Origin of the sequence: Cuspidothrix issatschenkoi CHARLIE-1 (genome assembly GCF_002934005.1) — a bacterium.
GTDB lineage: Bacteria > Cyanobacteriota > Cyanobacteriia > Cyanobacteriales > Nostocaceae > Cuspidothrix > Cuspidothrix issatschenkoi.
Map to the genome: position 1 here is coordinate 31,308 of NZ_PGEM01000029.1, position 18,742 is coordinate 50,049.

An 18,742-nucleotide genomic window follows, 5' to 3' on the forward strand; every position below is an offset into this window, starting at 1 on the left:
GGTTTGAGAAAGCCCAAAAAAATTGTGAGGAAATTTTTACTAATGTTGGGTTACGCTGTCGCTAACCCAACCTACAATTTATCATTTGTATCAAGGAAATGAATAAAATGGAAATATCGTTTTTAGATCAAGCATCTTTATGGGGACAAGTATTTGAAATTGCTGTAAAACGCGGCGTTTTACAAAAATTGATTCATGAAAAATTACTGTTTGAGGATCATCCACTTGTGGAACATTGGCGAAAATTTAAAAATTCTGATATTAAACAGCAATTAATCAAAAGTCTGAAATTAACAGATGAAAATTCCCAAGCATGGGTAGAAAGTATGGTACGTCATTTGTTAGTTTTAGGTTATGGTTTAGGGTGGACAACTACGCGGGAATCTCTCAAAGAAACTCCAGTTTCTAAATTAAAATTAGCAGCTATTTGGTGTCCATTAGTCTTACCAGGAGAGGTACAAAAACCTGATGTGGAACCAGAAAAAACTACTCAAGAATTTAAAGATACTTTTAATTTACCAGGAAATCCAGATTTAGGATTAGTTCAAAAAGGACAACCAGCAAGAGCAGATTTTTTATTATGGTTATCACCTGATGAAAATTCAACTTCTAAAAAACGTGACCATTTTATTTTCTGTTTTGAATTTTCTTATAATGTACCCAGTAAATTAGCCGATTTTAGCCATGAAAATGCTCACAGGGAAGAAGTAAGTCGTTATGCTCGTTATATTGATTCCCGAGGCGTTTTTTCTAGGATTTGTGCTGAGGTAGAAGGTGAGGAATTTTCTATTTCTGAAAAGATTAAAAATCATTTATTACCTTTTAGTGGTTCTAATAAACCTTTTTACAAACTTTGCCAAGCATCCTCTTATACTGAAAGATTAATTCACTTATTAAAAACTAAAGGAAGATTAGAAGGTGATTGTATTACTCGCGCTATAGCTATCACATCAAACGGATGTGAAAGTATCGCAGCTAATTTTAATAATCAACCAGATCCTAGAATTGAATTAATGAAATCTTTAGGTGAAGCATATCGTAATCTAATTAAACTAGAAAATGATGCAGCAGATAAACTTAATGAGGAAATTCTTACAGTATTTAATAATTTACTGTTGTCACTTCCTGGTGATTTTAGAAAACAAGCAAAGCAACTTATTCCTGAACCTAATTTAGAGACAGATATTAACTATAGATTTGAGGAAAATATCGAGGGATTTTATAACCCTAATCAAGAAGTATCACGAGAAGAGGTAATTTCAGCAGTTGAAGAAACAGAAGCATTAGATAAATTTTTCGGTGGTAATCCTCAAGAACATTTTATTAAGGAACTTTCACAAAGAGAAAAAATTGAATTAAGAAAAGTCCATGAATCAGCAGTTATAGCAGGTTTAAATTCTGCTCAACCTGGAAAAATTAATGTGATTGCTTTAGAAGGAAACCCAGGAATTGGTAAAACTACTGCGGTGATGAATTTCCTAGAAAAACAATCTCAGGGTTTTATGTTTTTATATATTAGTCCGCGAGTTGTCATTAATCGAGATGTGACTGATAAACTAGCGAGAAAAAATATGGGTATTTTAACTCTCACTACTAATGCAAATCTGATTAATTTAGCACCTAAATGGTATAAGGAAAAATTTAGTTCTCAAGTTAATGCTCAACGATTTATTGATAGTGCTGTGGTTTTTGATGGGGTAGAAAATCTTAATCATCCTGATGGTAAGACCATTTTTATCACACCTATACAAGAACATGAAATTGATGATAATGTTGTATCTGCTAGTAAAACTAAAAATTCTCTCAATGAACGAGATTACAAAATAGAATCAATTCGTCGTCCAGGAGTTTTAAAAACTCTCGCAACTTCCGCTAGAAAATTACTAGAAGTTAATCCAAAAATCAATCAGTTAGTTATGACTGCTGCTACTCAAGGTTATCGTTCTCTGGATGATAAAACTACAATTGATGCTTTGGAAAAGTTATTTAAAAATAAAGCTGATAGTAAAGCAGGGATAAAAGAACGTACAGAGTTTTCTAAGCGTATTCCTACTATTATAGCAATGGTTGATGAAGTAACAGGTGATGGTGCAGGAGCGTTATTTGTGCATAAGTTAGGAGAGTGGTTACATCAACAATTTATTGCACCTTTTGAGGGGAAAAAATCACCTTTTAAAGTTATCTTAATTATGGCTGATGCTTCTTTGAGTAATGAAGTTGTTTTGAATAATTATTTAACTCATAGAATTAAAGCTCCTGATAAAGTTTTATTAAGTAAAAGTAGAGGTAATGAACCTTTTAGAATGACGGGAACTGATATTAAAGTTGGTATTAGTAAATATCCTACTTTACATATTATGACTAATAGTTATCCAGCTTCTCAACTTACGGTTGAATATAGTATGCAACTAGCAAAAATTACTCCTGGATTAACAAAAGATGGTAGAAAACAAACTATTCGTCAAGCAATTCGAGAACAATTAGATCAAGAAAATTTAGATAATGCTTATAGAGAAATTCAACGAGGGTTAAACAAAGGATCAGAACAATTAATTTTCTTTGCTCAAGATAAAGCATTTCTGCGACAATTAAAAAGTAAGTTAATAGTAGGAAAAGATGCTCTTTGTAAAAGTCAAGATGTGGCAATTTTAGATCAAAGTGTACCTCCTAATCAAAGATTAGAATTAGTACAAGAAAAAAGACGTGATCAAATTCGAGTTTTCTTAATGACTTCTTCTGGTGCTAGAGGTGTTTCTTTCCCCAAAACTGATTGGATAATTGCGACAGTTCCCAGATTTAATATTGAATCTGCTTTAATGGAAGTAGCACAACTTATTTATCGCGGTAGAGGAATGTACACAGATTCAGAAACAGGATTACAAGTTTCTGGAGATGATAGAAACAGAACATTAGTAATGTTAATAAATGACTGTATTATTGTTGATGAAGAAGATGATTTTTCTAGACGTTGGTTACGTCAATCAAGTGATTTATTAACTTTATTAATGATGCTACGTTCTACCATTCATACACGCATTAAAGGTGATGCTGGATTGAAAAGACAACGGATTGCATTTGTTCCAGTTGGTTCTATTAGTGATGAAGAATTACTAAATCTCATGTCTGATGATGTCCAGAGTTTTTTACAAGAAGCGCGAGTTTTTATTTATGATCATCACTCAGAAGATAATAAAGGTATTGTCAAGAAAACTCAACAGTTAATAGAAGAAATATTTGCTGATTTTAAATTAACTGGTAAAGCAGCAGATAGAAATACTAAATCTTATGTTGATTATAACACTTTAAGAACATTTGTAGAAACTGTTTCTGATTTTGCTAGTCAGTTATTACCATCTTTAGAAAATCCAGATTTAATCATTCCTAAAAATTTAACTTGTATTGGTACTTTCTGGATAGAAGATTGGGGACAAAGAAAAACAGAGGAAAGATTCAATTTTGAAGGATGGCGTAAAAATACAGGTAAAAAAATTGATGAACTTTTAAAATTACTCTACTTTATTTATAAAGATGAAAAACGTAAATTTCCTCCTAAACTTAAACGTCCAGCAAGAGAATTATATACTATTTTACAGCAAGAACAGGAAGCATTAACTCAAGAATATTCAACATTACAAAATTTACAAACAGAAAATATTATTGTCAGTCTTCCTCTAGACTATCCCCATTTTTGGCACAAACAAGCTCCAGATACTCCAAAACAGAGATTAGAAGACCCCGAATCATGGCAAAAATCATTAGGAAGAACTTTAACACCTCAAGGTTTAGTAATACCAGTTATACCCAAATACGAGGACATTCCTTGGGTTGCTGTCGCAGGTAGAAGGGCTTTAAATCAGTTAGAAATTATTTTTAGCGATCGCTATTTTATGGTATCCAGTGAATTAAATTTACTTAACACTATCTTATTAGAAGATAATTTATAATATTCGTAGCACCAAAATTCTAATGATTAATTTACCAAGTGATATTCCGGGATTAGAAGTAGGCAAAGATTATGAATAATTATTGGCATTACTCACTCAAATCCATTGATTTGCAGGATATTTCCCAACAACCTTTACCGAAATAAACTAATTAATCTATTCCACATTGGCAATATATCAATATCCTGTTCTCTGTATAAAAGTTGTTTAAATTGTGGAAACTCCCGACAATATACTTGATAGATTCTAGAATCATTCTCAAGATTAAATTCTGTGTTGGTAATTCTATCTGCTAATTTAAGTATTAAGGCTTTCTTGTTGGCTATAATTTTGGGTGCTGTTTTAGCAAATTTCTCCATTCTATTTTTTCCTGGTTCATTAGTTACAGCATAAACTGTGTCAGCTATCTCTTGATTAAATTCGCTGACTAACATTTCATAAGTTGTATCTGTATCCTCTATGGTATCGTGTAACCAAGCACTACAAATTATGATGTTATCCTCTCCATAACCATATTCTTTTAAAATATTAACTACATAACTAAGATGATATGAGTATGGGTATTCTCCATATTTTTGATTAGTATGTTTAGAGATCGCAAACTGTTGTGCTTTATCTTGTATATTCATAATTTGTCAAGTTTCCTGGGAAAAAGAAAATATTTAAGAATCAATCAATAAGTAAATTTTACCTTAATTAATAAGCTGTCACGCATTTAAATTTTTGCTTGAGACAAGGCAACAGTGAACAGCAATGATCAGATAAGAGTTTCATTGCTGAATTTTCTGAAGGTGCTATTATGTTCCTGGACGAGAACGCAGATGATCAGGTATATGATAGCGATCGCCTAATATTTCTAACAATGGACCATTAACATCAAATTTCACCTTAGTGACTGAAGCAACCAAAATATTTACTCGATAACGGTAGCATCCCAAATCAATTCCTAGTAAACTGCAAAGCATAATCCGAATCGTGGCTTTATGGGAAACTACTAAAACATTACCATCGGTATATTTGTCTATAATTTCACTAATCACAGGCATAGAACGGTTAGCAATTTGTACCGCAGTTTCTCCACCAATGGGCGCATTCCAAGCAGGTTCTGACAACCATTTGATATAGTTTTCTGTGTAATTCTCTTGCACAAAAGATTTACTCTTAGTTTCCCATTGTCCATAACTACCTTCTCTGAGTCCTTCCCTTATTTGCATCTGTAAACCAGTAGCATCACAAAAAGGTTTAGCGGTGGCAAGGGTGCGTTTCATAGGACTAACATAAACCGCTTCCCATTTCAGTTTTCTATAAACATTGGCAAAACTTTCTGCCATCTGTATTCCTTCTTTTGTTAATTCTGCATTAGTTTCACCGCAGAAATTACCACTTTGACTAAAAGTAGTTTCACCATGTCGCAGTAAATATAAATTGAGTACCATAGTTTGTATTGCGATAAGGACAAAAGAGCTTGTACAAAAATAAAATACTATTAATCTCCCAATCAAGTATGTAACACCAGGACAAAGTAATTAGTCAAAGAAGTCAATTGCCTCACAAATTCAAAAATGGGTTTTCCTCACTCACTTGTATACTGTAATTAAACTTTCATCTGGTAACTTAGTGATGACTTCAATCACCGGAACAATTAAGATTAATGTACAGAATGATGATACAACCAAATGAGATACAACCATAATCAAACTTTTGTGGCGCGGGCATCTTGCCCGCAAAATGTGTACCTCATACCTTCGCAAACTGCTGTATATGGGTTAATAGAGGAAGATATGAGAATAATTGAGGAGAGTGTAACACAGAAATAACTGGCGATCGCTATAATAAAAATAGACTAATTAACTTGTAATTTATCATGGAAAATATTACCATTCAAGTTGACCCTGACATTGCCAAAGCATACCGAGAAGCAGAACCGAAGAAACAGCAAAAAATCCAAATATTTCTCAACATAATGCTGCAAAAAGCAATCAGTCAAAAACCACTCTTAGATATCATGGAAGAAGCGAGTCAACAAGCCATTGCTAACGGAATGACCCCAGAAATTTTAGAATCAATTCTCAACGATGAAAACTAACCGTATCGTAATTGATACAAATGTAATTGTCAGTGCATTAATCTTCTCTAAATCTACCACAATGCAAGCTCTTAGAGAAGCCAAACAAAACGGATTAATCTTAATTTCTGTGGAAATTTTATCAGAATTAATTGATTTACTCAGTCGTCCAAAATTTGACCGCTACAAGGAAGATTTGGAAAATGGTAAATAAATTCTCCCTTAAACCTCCAATTATTATTGCTCATCGAGGTGCAAGCGGCTATCGTCCTGAACATACTTTAGCTAGTTATGAATTAGCAATTGATTTAGGTGCTGATTATATTGAACCTGATTTAGTCATGACTAAAGATGGTGTTTTAATTGCCCGTCATGAAAATGAAATATTAGCAACTACAGATATTATCAATCATCCCAAATTTGCTGATTTAAAAACTACTAAAATTATTGATGGTGAAATTAAAACAGGTTGGTTTACTGAAGATTTTACCATTGCGGAAATCAAAACTTTAACGGCTAAAGAACGTATTCCCCAATTACGACCGCAAAATATAGTTTATGATGGCGTGTTCCCGATTCCCACTTTTGCTGAAATTATTGATTTAGCCCAGCAGAAAAGTGCAGAAATTGGGCGTAATATTGGCATTTATCCAGAAACAAAACATCCTAGTTATTTTCAGAGTATTGGTTTACCATTAGAACCAACTTTATTATTGAATCTACAGAAAATTAATTTACCTATCTTTATTCAATCTTTTGAAGTTAATAACCTCAAAGAATTAGCTAAAACGACAGATTTACCTTTAGTGCAATTAATTAATGATACTGGCCGACCCTACGATTTTACGATTAATCATGATCCTCGCACCTACACAGATTTATTACATCCAAAAGGATTAGAAGAAATTGCTGAATATGCCCAAGCAATTGGTGTAAATAAAAACTTATTGATTCCTAGAGATAATTATGGTAAATTATTATCACCAACATCTTTAATTAGAGATGCCCATACCGCTAATTTACAAGTTCATGCTTGGACTTTTAGAAATGAAGATTTTTTCTTACCTTTCGACTGTCAAGGAAATCCAGAAAAAGAATATCGACTATTTTTTAGTTTAGGTGTAGATGGTGTCTTTAGTGATTATCCTAATATAGCTTTAAAGATGAAAAAATATGAGTAATTTATCATTAAATCGTTTAACTGAAATTGCCCAGCTTTTCCTCAAATTAGGTATTATTGGTTTTGGTGGCCCCGTTGCCCATATTGCCATGATAGAAGATGAAATAGTTAAACGTCGGCAATGGTTAACGCAGGAATATTTTCTAGATTTGTTAGGGGCAACTAACTTAATTCCTGGACCCAATTCCACAGAAATGGCTATTCATATCGGATATATTTATGGAGGGTGGTTAGGGTTAATTGTTGCTGGAGTTTGTTTTATTTTACCTGCGGTTTTAATTACAGGTTTATTTGCTTGGATATATGTCCATTATGGAAATTTACCCCAATTTGCACCTATACTTTATGGAATTAAACCTGTTGTTTTAGCCATTATTATTAATGCTGTTTGGGGTTTGGGAAAAAAAGCGATAAAAACACGAAAATTATTGATAATTGCTGTAGTGGTTGGCTTAATAACTGCGGTAGCAAAAGTTAATGAAGTTCTGGCTTTATTATTAGGAGGAATATTAGGGATGATTTGGTTACGTAGTAGTAATCAAACTCATTTAATTCTGACTCTTTTAACTACAGGGACATTTTTTCCCAATACTATAAATGTGAATACAGCTATCCCTATTCATGTATCTGTACCTTTATGGCAATTGGGTTTATTTTTTCTCAAAGTTGGTAGTATTTTATTCGGTGGTGGTTATTTGTTAATTGCTTTTTTACAAGGAGAATTAGTAAAAGAATATGGTTGGTTAACACAACAACAATTATTAGATGCAATTGCTATTGGTCAATTTACTCCAGGCCCGGTACTTTCTACTGCTACATTTATCGGTTATATAATTTCTGGATTTCCTGGGGCAATTGTGGCTACAGTGGGAATTTTTCTACCTTCATTTTTGTTTGTAGCGGCTTTAAATCCTTTCATAGATAATCTGCGTAATTCACCTTGGACAAGACCTTTTTTAGATGCTGTAAATGTTAGTGCTGTATCCTTAATGGTGTTAACTACTATACAATTAGGAATAGCTACTTTAACATTACCAAAAACCCCTTATATAGATTTTTTAGGTTTAGGAATTGCTGTTACGTCGGCAATTTTAGTAATTCGCTATCATATTAATGCGGCTTTTTTAATTTTAGCCGGTGGGATTATTGGTTGGGTTGCCGTGATATTTGGTTATATCAGGTGAGGGGATAATATCCCCGATTTATAAGATCAATTAATGATTTATAGGCACAATAGATAAAAAGCCCAAAATCTCTCATTGTATTTCTGTCTAAGTTCGGGATACTGAGTATAGGTAAAGATTAAATAAATTAGCCCTCCCTTGATCGCGCTGAATGGGTTTATTATCTTTGGCTAGTGCTAAAATGATTGGATAATTGAGTAAATCTTCTATTTTTACGGTGACATAATAAACGTCGTCACAGACAAAAGTTATTTCTGTCACCCCTGGTTAAATACCAAAGTTTTTTAGCAGTGCGGATACAGCTATTCCTCTAAATTTAAAGATTTTTTTGGTATCAATAATATTGATGTTAGTTCTAACTTTAGCAACTGTGGTCAACTCAATTTTTCTGATTTATTATTTGCCGTCTCACCTTGAATAACTAAATTCCATTCACGTTGTGGGTTCTTTTTGGTTTTATCTGCTAGAATTTCCGCATTATGATCGGTTGCTTCCTTCTGCCATACTTATAATTGTTTATCCGGCGGTCTTTTTTTACAACCTCCCCAGCAAACTATACCTGTCCCCAAGGATACTAAAAGCAGATTTTTCCAGACACTCAAGACAACCACGATTATAAATATTTATTACTGACAACGGACAACTGACAAATTAAACAACTGGCAAAATTTATGGTTTTACAAATACAAAACAGCACCTACGAAGCGAAAACCCAGGAAATTGCTAAACAGGTTCTCACTGCTACTGGAGAAAGTCGCTCTTTTTTTTCGGCTATACGGGATCAAATGCGCTGGGATGATAAGTTACTCGCTTGGGCTATGAGTAACCCGGGGTTGCGTGTACAATTATTTCGGTTTATTGACACTTTACCCGCTCTACATAGTAAATCAGAAATTGCCTCCCATCTCCAAGAATATTTGGGTGATGAGTCCGTAGAATTACCCACAGCTTTAAAAAGTTTGCTTAACTTTGCTAACCCTGATTCTATGCCAGGACAGGTAGCAGCGACAACTGTGGAAACTGCGGTACAAACTTTAGCACATAAATATATTTCTGGGGAAAATATTCAGCAAGTGATCAAAACGGTCGAAAAGCTGAGAAAAGAAAAGATGGCTTTTACGATTGATTTGCTTGGGGAAGCGGTAATTACGGAAATAGAAGCCCAGTCTTATTTAGAAAGATACATGGAACTGATGCAGCAGTTAGCGGAAGCATCAAAAAAATGGTCGCATATTCCCGCAATAGATGAAGCTGATGGGGAAGTGATTCCTAAAGTACAGGTTTCTGTAAAGTTAACCGCGTTTTATTCCCAATTTGATCCGTTAAATGCTCAAGGTAGTGAGGAAAAAGTTAGCGATCGCATTCGTATTCTATTACGTCGCGCCAAAGAATTAGGTGCAGCAGTCCATTTTGATATGGAACAATACGCCTATAAAGATATCACCTTCAAGATTCTTAAAAACCTGTTATTAGAAGAAGAATTTCGTGAACGTACTGATATCGGGATGACAATTCAAGCATATTTGCGTGATAGCGAACAAGATGCGAGAGATATTATTGCTTGGTTAAAGCAGCGCGGTTATCCCTTAACTATTCGTTTAGTTAAAGGTGCATATTGGGATCAAGAAACAATTAAAGCTGCTCAAAAACACTGGAAACAGCCTGTTTATAATGATAAAGTTGCCAGCGATGCCAATTTTGAAACCATAACTCAGATATTGCTAGAAAATCATCAGTATGTTTATTCTGCCATAGGTAGTCATAATGTGCGATCGCAATCTCGCGCCATAGCAATAGCAGAAAGCCTCAATGTTCCCCGTCGTCGTTTTGAAATGCAAGTTCTTTACGGCATGGGTGATAAAATAGCCAAAGCCTTAGTAGATAAAGGTTATCGCGTCCGGGTATATTGTCCCTACGGTGACTTATTACCAGGAATGGCCTATTTAATTCGCAGATTATTAGAAAATACCGCCAATAGTTCCTTTTTACGCCAAAATCTCGAAAATCGCCCAATTGAAGAACTACTAGCACCCCCAATTCCCATTCTAGCCTCCCCCTCACTTGCAGGGGGGACTACAGGGGGGTTCTCAGGTGTAGCAGATACAGATTATGCTCAAGAAGAGAAAAGAAAAGTTTCTCAGCAAGCTTTCCAAAAAGTCCGTCAGCAGTTGGGTTTAACTTATTTACCTTTGCTGAACGGCGAATATGTCAACACTACAACCTTTGTAGATTCTTTAAACCCTTCTAATTTTAATCAAGTAGTTGGCAAAATTGGACTACTCAGCATTGAACAAGCTGAGGAAGCAATGAAATCTGCTAAATCTGCCTTTCCTGCTTGGAAGAAAACCCCAGTTAAACAACGCGCCGATATTCTGCGTCAAGCTGGGAAGATAATGGAACAAAGACGCGCCGAACTTTCGGCATGGATAGTTTTAGAAGTTGGTAAACCAGTTAAAGAAGCTGATGCAGAAGTTTCCGAGGCAATAGATTTTTGTCTATATTACGCTGATGAGATGGAACGGCTAGAAAAAGGTGTAATATATGACGTATCAGGCGAAACTAATCGTTATATTTACCAACCTAAAGGAATTGCGGTGGTAATTTCTCCTTGGAATTTTCCATTAGCGATCGCTTGCGGAATGACCGTTGCTGCCTTAGTTTCCGGCAATTGTACCCTACTCAAACCTGCGGAAACTTCTTCCGTTATTACTGCCAAGTTCACAGAAATCTTAATGGAAGCAGGAATACCCAAAGGTGTTTTTCAATACGTTCCCGGTAAAGGTTCTCAAGTCGGTGCTTATTTAGTGAATCATCCTGATACCCATGTCATAGCTTTTACTGGTTCTCAGGAAGTAGGATGTAGAATTTACGCAGAAGCAGCAATTCTCAAACCCGGTCAAAAGCATTTGAAAAAAGTAATTGCAGAGATGGGAGGTAAAAACACCATCATTGTTGATGAAAGTGCTGATTTAGACCAGGCTGTTGTGGGCGTTGTGCAATCTGCTTTTGGTTATAGTGGTCAAAAATGTTCTGCTTGTTCACGGGTAATTGTTTTGCAACCTATTTATGATGCGTTTGTAGAAAGGTTGGTAGAAGCAACTAAATCTTTAAATATTGGGGAAACAGAATTACCCAGTACCCAAGTTGGACCAGTGATTGATGAAAATGCTCAATCTCGCATTTTAGAATATATTGAGATTGGGAAAAAAGAAGCGAAACTAGCTTTGGAGTTACCCGCACCCAGTCAAGGTTATTTTATCGGACCCGTGATTTTTTCCGAAGTTCCTCCGGATGGGGTCATAGCACAACAGGAGATATTTGGTCCTGTTTTAGCAGTAATCCGAGCAAATAATTTTCAAGAAGCTTTGGAATTTGCCAATGGTACAAACTACGCTTTAACAGGTGGTTTATATTCTCGTACACCTTCCCATATTGCCCAAGCACAAGCAGATTTTGAAGTAGGTAATTTGTACATTAACCGGAATATAACCGGGGCAATTGTCGCCCGTCAACCTTTTGGCGGATTTAAACTTTCTGGTGTGGGTTCAAAAGCAGGTGGACCAGATTATTTATTGCAATTCCTAGAACCAAGGACAATTACAGAAAACATCCAACGTCAAGGTTTTGCACCCATTGAAGGTAATGAGTAATTAACTTATAGGGGTTTAGCACTGCTAAACCTGATAGATTATAAATATCCCCGACTTCTTTAAGAAGTCCGGGATCTGAACTCTGGCCAAGTTCAGTTTATTTCCCTTCTATGGCGGCGACTATGCCGAAGATAATAAATAGAAAACCACCTAAAAAAGTAATTTGTCGTTCGGAAATTTTACCTGCAATTAATTTACCACCGATAACGGCGATCGCTGCACAAATAGAATGTCCTAATATTGCTCCCAGTGTCACACCAATGGGGTTATTGCCAGCAGCTAAAGCTATGGTGGCTATTTGTGTGCGATCGCCCCATTCTGCTATAAATGTTAATATGAAAGATTTCAGTAAAATTGACCAAACACTTTTTTGCTGGGAGTTATTTAACTCTGCTTTGTCTACCGCCTCTTGTGCCTCTTCTGCGACTTCTTCGGTAGCAGATACAGCCATTTTATTGGCATCATAAATTAACTTCAAACCAAAGGCAATAAACAAAACTATTTCCGCATAATGAATATAGACTTTTGGTAATAAAGATACTACCTGTCCAAACATCACCGAAAGGATAGTCATAGCCGCTAAAGCAGCCACTACACCAGCAAATACCAAACGCCGGGGGTGGTGCATGGACAATATCACAGCAATAAAAAATGTTTTATCGCCTAACTCGGAAATGGTAATTAGTAATAAACCCGCGGTAAAAGCTGTTAACACTCTCTCAAACTCCTAAAGGATTTTTTACCTGTGTGGAGTATCAATGAGAGCCATTAAACCTCACTGTACTCCACATAGTTAAATGTGTAGTCAGTGAAGGTCTCGCTTTCAAATACTTTATTTATTCGCTATCTAAACCAGGCTCATCACCAGTATGTTGACTTAGATACACTGAACAGAAAATTTTGATTTACTGCCAGGAGCTACTCCCCTTCTATTAGTTGTGTATAATAATCTTTCTCACAGTAAAAGTCAAGCCATAAACCCTAATTTGAGATTATGACCTATTTAGAAACCGCAGCCGAATTTTACAGCCAAGTTGCTCAAACACCAGAAATAGGTCTTTGTTGTGTCCAAAGTACACCCTTACAACTACCAGGGCTGAAAATTCCCCTAGCGATGCAGGAAATGAATTATGGTTGTGGAACTACAGTGCATCACAATGAACTCAATAATGAACCTACAGTTTTATATGTTGGCGTGGGTGGTGGTTTAGAAGCTTTACAATTTGCTTATTTTTCCCGTCGTCCTGGTGCAGTTATTGCTGTTGAACCAGTGGCGGCTATGCGAGAAGCCGCAACCCGTAATTTACAACTTGCTGCAACAGAAAACCCTTGGTTTGATCCTAGCTTTGTTGAAATTCGTCCGGGAGATGCTTTTAATTTACCCGTTCCTGATGCTTCTGTAGATGTGGTAGCGCAAAATTGTCTGTTTAATATTTTTGAACGGACAGATTTAACTCGCGCTTTAAAGGAAGCATATCGGGTATTAAAATCAGGTGGACGCTTGCAGATGAGTGACCCCATTGCTACAAGTCCAATTCCTGCCCATTTACAACAAAATGAACATTTACGCGCTCTTTGTTTATCCGGCGCACTTACATATCAAGAATATACTAACTTAATTATTAATGCTGGTTTTGGACAAGTTGAAATTCGCGCCCGTCGTCCTTATCGCTTATTAGATAAACACAATTATCAATTACCGGAAAATCTACTGTTAGAAAGTCTCGATTCTGTATCTTTTAAAGTAGATATTCCGACCGATGGTGCTTGTATTTTTACTGGTAAAACAGCGATTTATGCAGGTAAGGAAGAATTTTTCGATGATAAGAATGGGCATATTTTACAAAGAGGAATTCCCGCCGCAGTTTGTGATAAAACAGCTAAAAATTTAGCAGTTGTCAATCCTGAAGAAATTATAATTACTGATTCTACTTGGTATTATGATGGTGGAGGATGTTGTTAATTTATCTATTTTTTTAACCAACCACAGAGGAAACAAATACGTAGGGTACGTTAGCGACAGCGTAACGCACCCTATAAATACTAGCTTCATTAGTCTCCTTTTCGGTGGACGACTATCATGCAGTCCTGCATAAATACTTGACCATTGCCGTCGGCATACTGGGCTTTGTAACAAACTCACAAATGATGAGATACTTGGACTTGTCAATACTGTATCTCTCAACTTCCCTAACGAGTCCTAGATACCTTGGCGGAATTTTTCTAGTTGTGCCAGTATCATCATTGAGTTCAAACTTAAAGAAAAAAGATAGTTTCAAGAAAAGGAGATAAACATGGGATCCAATCCATTCAACAAGATAGGTAAAGACCTTAATAATGCGGTAAAGGAAACAACTAAAGCAGTTAATAATGCGGTCAATGAAACAACTAAAGCAGTTAATGCCGGGGTAAATGAAACAACTAAAGCTATCAATGTAGCTGGTAAAACCATTGTTGATACTTCCGGTAAATTAACCAAGGAAGCAGAAGACTTAGCTAAAAATACAGTAACCTCAATTAACAAGGAAGTGGTCAGCAAGTCCGTACAAGCCTATACCAATACGACCATCTCCGCTATGTCCGCGGCCAAGGTTTCTGGTGCTGCTATGAATGATATTGAAGTAGGCGCCAAACTTGCCGGACAAGTACTAGAGAAAGGCGTTGAAACAATAGAAGAAGGCGGCGAACTTATCAAAGAATGGGCTGAAAAAAACGCTTGCCAAATTGGTGTTAGTACTGCATTAGGTAAAATCTTTGCGGCATTGTTATATCGTCTAGAGTCTAGCAGCGTAGCAACAACGACCGCTGCAACTGCTCCTTTGAGCGGTGTTGCTATTACATATCTTGCCGCTAAAGAGACTGTTAGTGCTGTATCACTAGGTACAGCCTGTGACCTAACAGCCGCGGCATTCGTGGAATTAATATGGACTTCACCGGATGTACAAAAAGCCATTGGTAAGAAGAATAAACAAATTCTAACAGATGGTATTGCATTTTCATTATGCGTAGCAATGGATAAAGCGGCTGGTGCAATGGTTGTTCCACAAACTTCTGCGGGAGTTGTTGCAGGTATTGTAACAACATTGGTAGCACAAATAGCCTGCGAACGCACCTTACCAAAAGGTTCTCGTGAATGGGCTACCGTAGGTGCAAGCAGATTATTAGGTGTAGGTAAGAAAAAATAGTTCAGATACGTAGGGTGCGCGACAGCGTAACGCACCGTAAATTTGATAATGGTGCGTTACGGCTTGGTATTATGATGGTCGAGGATGTTGTTAATTTATATAGTTTTTTTAACAAACCACAGCAGAGGACACAGAGAGGAAGAGATATTCACATCTATTATGTTACAAACACCAATTACCCCTTTTCATCACCAGCTAAATTCACCTTTAACAAAAAAGGAAATTAACGTTTTACAAATTAATTTGGGAAAGCGTTGTAATTTAGCTTGTCATCATTGCCATGTGGAAGCTAGTCCGAAAAGAACTGAGGAACTCACACCGCAAGTTTGTCAAGATTTAATTACTTTAATTGAGAAGTTTCCCCAAATCAAAACTGTTGATTTAACTGGTGGCGCACCAGAAATGAATTATGGTTTTAAGTCGTTGGTAAAAGCTGCTCGAAAATCAGGTAAGGAGGTCATTGTGAGATCAAATTTGACAATTTATTTTGTGGAGGGATTTGAGGATTTACCAGATTTTTTTGCTCAAAATCAAGTCAGAATTGTGGCTTCTCTTCCCTGTTATTTAGCTGATAATGTTGATAAGATGCGGGGAAATGGTGTGTTTCATCAATCTATTCAATCTTTGCAATGGTTGAACAAATTAGGTTATGGTCAAAACCCAAATTTAGTTTTAGATTTGGTGTATAATCCTCAATTACCAAATAGTGAAGATTTTTCTTTAACTCCCGAACAAGTAAATTTAGAAAAGGCTTATAAAAAGTTTTTATCTGAAAAGTTTGCTATTGTTTTTAATCACCTTTTTACGATCACTAACATACCTGTGGGGAGAACCAAGTTTCATTTAGAACGAAAACAACTTTATTCTACATATTTACGTTTTTTAGAGTCTCATTTTAACCCTAAAACAATTGATGGTTTAATGTGTCGTGAGCAAATTTCTGTTGATTATTTAGGGAATGTTTATGATTGTGATTTTAACCAAATGATGAATTTATCTGCCAAAACCAGCAAGGGTGAAAATTTGACGGTGAGTAAATTGTTAGAAGTTGGTAGTTTAGATATAATTAGTGAAATCCAAACTGCTGAATACTGCTATGGTTGTACTGCGGGGTGTGGTTCTAGTTGTGGTGGTGCTATTAGTATCACTTCATAAAAATTAATCTGTGATGATTAGCAGTCGCAGTTATGCAGACAAAATATACATACGTGGATTTAAATTCTTTGATTGACCGATGATTTTCCGAAAAAAATATAAAAATATACAGATTTTAGATTCTAAGAACTAAGATGAAAAGAAACAATTAAAAATCTGTGTGTGTATTATGGCAACTAAAAAAGAATTCAACAGCTTTGAAGAAATGCTATCTGGTTCAGATGTACCTGTATTAGTAGACTTTTATGCTGACTGGTGTGGTCCTTGTCAAATGATGACTCCAATTTTACAACAGGTTAATCTGCAATTGAAAGATAAGTTACGTATTGTGAAGATTGACACGGAAAAGTATCAAAATTTAGCAAGTCAGTATCAAATTTTTGCCTTACCTACCCTGGTTCTATTTAAAGAAGGAAAACCTGTAGACAGAATTGAAGGTGTGATGCAAGCGCCACAATTAGTACAGCATCTAAAATCATTTGTGTAAAGAATTATTGCATCTAGAAATGGGAGTAGAGATGTGATATTTCATGTCTCTACTATAGTCAGGAATAGAGAATAGGAAGATAAATCATGAAATTGATATTCAAAATCCGCGCTATCTTGAATTAAGAATAACTTAAGGATTGCATCTGTTTATGAAAGGCAAACAAGTTTTACTTACAGGTGGTACAGGTGGACTTGGTTTAGGTGTCACACCCGCAGTTATCGCCCAAGGTGCAGATGTCACTATTCCTTATCGTAATCCTAAAGATGTAGAACGGCTCAAGGGAATTATATCACCTGCGAATTTTGCGAGAATTCATTTTATTCCTGCTAATTTAGAAGATGAAGCATCAGTAGATAAACTTGTCACTCGGATGGGAAAAGTAGATGTATTAATTCATTTAGTCGGTGGTTTTTCTATGGGAAAAACCCAAGACTACAGCTTTTATGATTGGAAACAACAGATAGATTTAAACTTAAATACAACTTTTTTAACCTGTAAATATAGCCTCAAAAGTATGTTAGAAAATGGCTATGGACGCATTGTAACTGTAAGTTCTCGTGCTGGTGCTGAACCTGCGGCACAGTTAGCAGCTTATTCTGCGGCAAAAGCTGGGGTAATAGCCCTAACAAAAGCGATCGCAGAGGAAACTAAAAATACTAATATTACTGCTAATACTATCCTCCCTAGTGTCATTGATACCCCCACGAATAGGGCAGCTATGGGTGCAGAAAACGCTGATAAATGGGTAAAACCAGAATCTATTGCCCAAGTTATTTGTTTTTTAGCCTCAGAAGCTGCTATTGATGTTCGTGGTGCAGCAATTCCTGTTTATGGTAGTTTCTAAAAACTTACAAAGAGTAGCTTTATGATGGGGTAAATTATAATAAAACCTCCACACCTGTGGCATTATCATCTACTGCTACAGTACCAGGTACACCATCATAGTGAGTGCCAATTAAAATAGGTGGTAAATCGGTTTTCTGGCTTGCTGTTGCACCAGGTAAATTTAAAATAATCAATTACGTATTTATACTGTTTTCAAATCCTTGTTAATCCTAAAGGATAACTTAGCAACAAAAAAACATCATAACTTCTATTTTCTATAGGAGTCCTAATATATGCTATCTCAACGCAAGTGCAAAAAAAAGTTATCTATTTCGTTGATTTTAAAATTATCTAGTAGCTTATGTGCGTTATGCGGAGGAGTTTTATTAGCATCAAAAACAATAATTAGTGGATATGGATTTATTTTTTTAGCCATGAGTTCTAGTCAATTATTAGTAGCAAGTATTTTGCTGAAAGATAAAGTTATGATTTTTTACGCTGCTTCTGTCTTTATATTTGTTGATTGTTTTGGAGTTTACAGATGGCTATTGAACTAACTAGTACCGCAAGGCGGAAGTCAAAAGTCAAAAATAATATGGCATAAGCTTTTTAGTGATTGAGAACGGTTGTTTTGTTTACGCCGTGCTGTAGTGTACATATTAGTAATTATACTGACAAATAGACATTAAAAAATATTTATGGTTGGGTTATTAGAAAATCCTAAAAGTTTTGGTTCTTCAGTACCTAATATGCAAAATCAAGTCCAAAAAATTTCGGAAAGCTTGTTATACATAAGAAATAAGCCATAATTTTGAACATTATTACAAAATATTGCCTCTTTACCCTGTTCCCTCTTTCAGGCTGGTTATTTAGCATAACAAGTACGGTAGAACCAAAGTTTTTTAAATATCGCTGAAAAATGGTCAGATATATGAATCAGATGGAGAACAGCTAAAGCAGATATGGAAGGATTATATCAAACCTCAGTTTTAAAATCTCCTAATCCCCTGTTCTAAACCCTCACATACACCTGCAAGAAAATCTAAATCCAAGGTGGCAATAGT

At 35.6% G+C, this 18,742-nt stretch carries 17 protein-coding genes; 12 read left to right on the forward strand and 5 right to left on the reverse strand.

The window, feature by feature from the left end; all coding sequences use genetic code 11:
- Window positions 1-107 precede the first annotated feature (107 nt).
- On the forward strand, window positions 108-3,944 hold the full coding sequence (locus tag CUN59_RS05170; protein WP_104386833.1) for a helicase-related protein: 3,837 nt from the start codon (window positions 108-110) through the stop codon (window positions 3,942-3,944).
- Between the two features lie 134 nt (window positions 3,945-4,078).
- Here CUN59_RS05170 and CUN59_RS05175 read toward each other — a convergent pair whose 3' ends face one another.
- Together CUN59_RS05175 and CUN59_RS05180 are read right to left on the reverse strand one after the other, a co-directional pair.
- Entirely contained in the window at window positions 4,079-4,573 is a 495-nt protein-coding gene (locus tag CUN59_RS05175) for an HD domain-containing protein (RefSeq protein ID WP_104386834.1), read from the reverse strand.
- Between the two features lie 168 nt (window positions 4,574-4,741).
- Window positions 4,742-5,380 carry a histidine phosphatase family protein gene (locus CUN59_RS05180; RefSeq protein WP_104386835.1) on the reverse strand — a complete coding sequence of 213 codons (639 nt, stop codon included), beginning with the start codon at window positions 5,378-5,380 and terminating at the stop codon, window positions 4,742-4,744.
- Between the two features lie 428 nt (window positions 5,381-5,808).
- On the opposite strand from CUN59_RS05180, the gene CUN59_RS05185 reads away from it, so the two are divergent.
- Genes CUN59_RS05185 through chrA form a run of 4 tightly spaced genes read left to right on the forward strand, consistent with a single transcriptional unit; the run spans window position 5,809 to window position 8,373 of the window.
- Entirely contained in the window at window positions 5,809-6,030 is a 222-nt protein-coding gene (locus tag CUN59_RS05185; protein WP_104386836.1) for a hypothetical protein, read from the forward strand.
- Window positions 6,020-6,223, forward strand: coding sequence for a putative toxin-antitoxin system toxin component, PIN family (locus CUN59_RS05190; protein ID WP_243406877.1), 204 nt, complete (start codon window positions 6,020-6,022; stop codon window positions 6,221-6,223). Before CUN59_RS05185 ends, CUN59_RS05190 begins: the two co-directional genes overlap by 11 nt.
- Entirely contained in the window at window positions 6,213-7,190 is a 978-nt protein-coding gene (locus CUN59_RS05195; RefSeq protein ID WP_104386837.1) for a glycerophosphodiester phosphodiesterase, read from the forward strand. The genes CUN59_RS05190 and CUN59_RS05195 overlap by 11 nt, the downstream gene beginning before the upstream one ends.
- The gene (gene chrA, locus CUN59_RS05200; RefSeq protein WP_104386838.1) at window positions 7,183-8,373 is read left to right on the forward strand and encodes a chromate efflux transporter; all 1,191 of its coding nucleotides are present in this window, start codon (window positions 7,183-7,185) and stop codon (window positions 8,371-8,373) included. The genes CUN59_RS05195 and chrA overlap by 8 nt, the downstream gene beginning before the upstream one ends.
- An 87-nt stretch (window positions 8,374-8,460) precedes the next feature.
- Here the strand turns inward: chrA and CUN59_RS21650 are convergent, their stop codons facing one another.
- On the reverse strand, window positions 8,461-8,634 hold the full coding sequence (locus CUN59_RS21650) for a hypothetical protein (RefSeq protein WP_207765368.1): 174 nt from the start codon (window positions 8,632-8,634) through the stop codon (window positions 8,461-8,463).
- Between the two features lie 410 nt (window positions 8,635-9,044).
- On the opposite strand from CUN59_RS21650, the gene pruA reads away from it, so the two are divergent.
- Window positions 9,045-12,023: an L-glutamate gamma-semialdehyde dehydrogenase gene (gene pruA / locus CUN59_RS05210; protein ID WP_104386839.1), complete on the forward strand. Its 2,979-nt coding sequence runs from the start codon at window positions 9,045-9,047 to the stop codon at window positions 12,021-12,023.
- Window positions 12,024-12,120: 97 nt separating this feature from the next.
- Here pruA and CUN59_RS05215 read toward each other — a convergent pair whose 3' ends face one another.
- On the reverse strand, window positions 12,121-12,738 hold the full coding sequence (locus tag CUN59_RS05215; RefSeq protein WP_104386840.1) for a TMEM165/GDT1 family protein: 618 nt from the start codon (window positions 12,736-12,738) through the stop codon (window positions 12,121-12,123).
- A gap of 279 nt (window positions 12,739-13,017) precedes the next feature.
- On the opposite strand from CUN59_RS05215, the gene arsM reads away from it, so the two are divergent.
- The 5 genes from arsM (at window position 13,018) to fabG (ending at window position 17,697) form a co-directional block, all read left to right on the forward strand.
- Complete coding sequence (gene arsM / locus CUN59_RS05220) at window positions 13,018-13,986, forward strand: arsenosugar biosynthesis arsenite methyltransferase ArsM (RefSeq protein ID WP_104386841.1); 969 nt, start codon at window positions 13,018-13,020, stop codon at window positions 13,984-13,986.
- A 331-nt stretch (window positions 13,987-14,317) separates the two neighbouring features.
- Window positions 14,318-15,208: a hypothetical protein gene (locus CUN59_RS05230; protein ID WP_104386842.1), complete on the forward strand. Its 891-nt coding sequence runs from the start codon at window positions 14,318-14,320 to the stop codon at window positions 15,206-15,208.
- A gap of 159 nt (window positions 15,209-15,367) precedes the next feature.
- On the forward strand, window positions 15,368-16,363 hold the full coding sequence (gene arsS, locus CUN59_RS05235; RefSeq protein WP_104386843.1) for an arsenosugar biosynthesis radical SAM (seleno)protein ArsS: 996 nt from the start codon (window positions 15,368-15,370) through the stop codon (window positions 16,361-16,363).
- A gap of 169 nt (window positions 16,364-16,532) precedes the next feature.
- Window positions 16,533-16,850: a thioredoxin gene (trxA, locus tag CUN59_RS05240; protein ID WP_104386844.1), complete on the forward strand. Its 318-nt coding sequence runs from the start codon at window positions 16,533-16,535 to the stop codon at window positions 16,848-16,850.
- Between the two features lie 151 nt (window positions 16,851-17,001).
- On the forward strand, window positions 17,002-17,697 hold the full coding sequence (gene fabG, locus CUN59_RS05245) for a 3-oxoacyl-ACP reductase FabG (RefSeq protein ID WP_104386845.1): 696 nt from the start codon (window positions 17,002-17,004) through the stop codon (window positions 17,695-17,697).
- Between the two features lie 34 nt (window positions 17,698-17,731).
- Here fabG and CUN59_RS05250 read toward each other — a convergent pair whose 3' ends face one another.
- Window positions 17,732-17,872 (reverse strand): M28 family peptidase, encoded by a 141-nt coding sequence (locus tag CUN59_RS05250; RefSeq protein WP_438501801.1) that lies wholly within the window; start codon window positions 17,870-17,872, stop codon window positions 17,732-17,734.
- A 99-nt stretch (window positions 17,873-17,971) separates the two neighbouring features.
- Here CUN59_RS05250 and CUN59_RS05255 point away from each other — a divergent pair, with 99 nt between their 5' ends.
- The gene (locus tag CUN59_RS05255) at window positions 17,972-18,235 is read left to right on the forward strand and encodes a hypothetical protein (protein ID WP_104386846.1); all 264 of its coding nucleotides are present in this window, start codon (window positions 17,972-17,974) and stop codon (window positions 18,233-18,235) included.
- The last annotated feature ends 507 nt before the right edge of the window (window positions 18,236-18,742 follow it).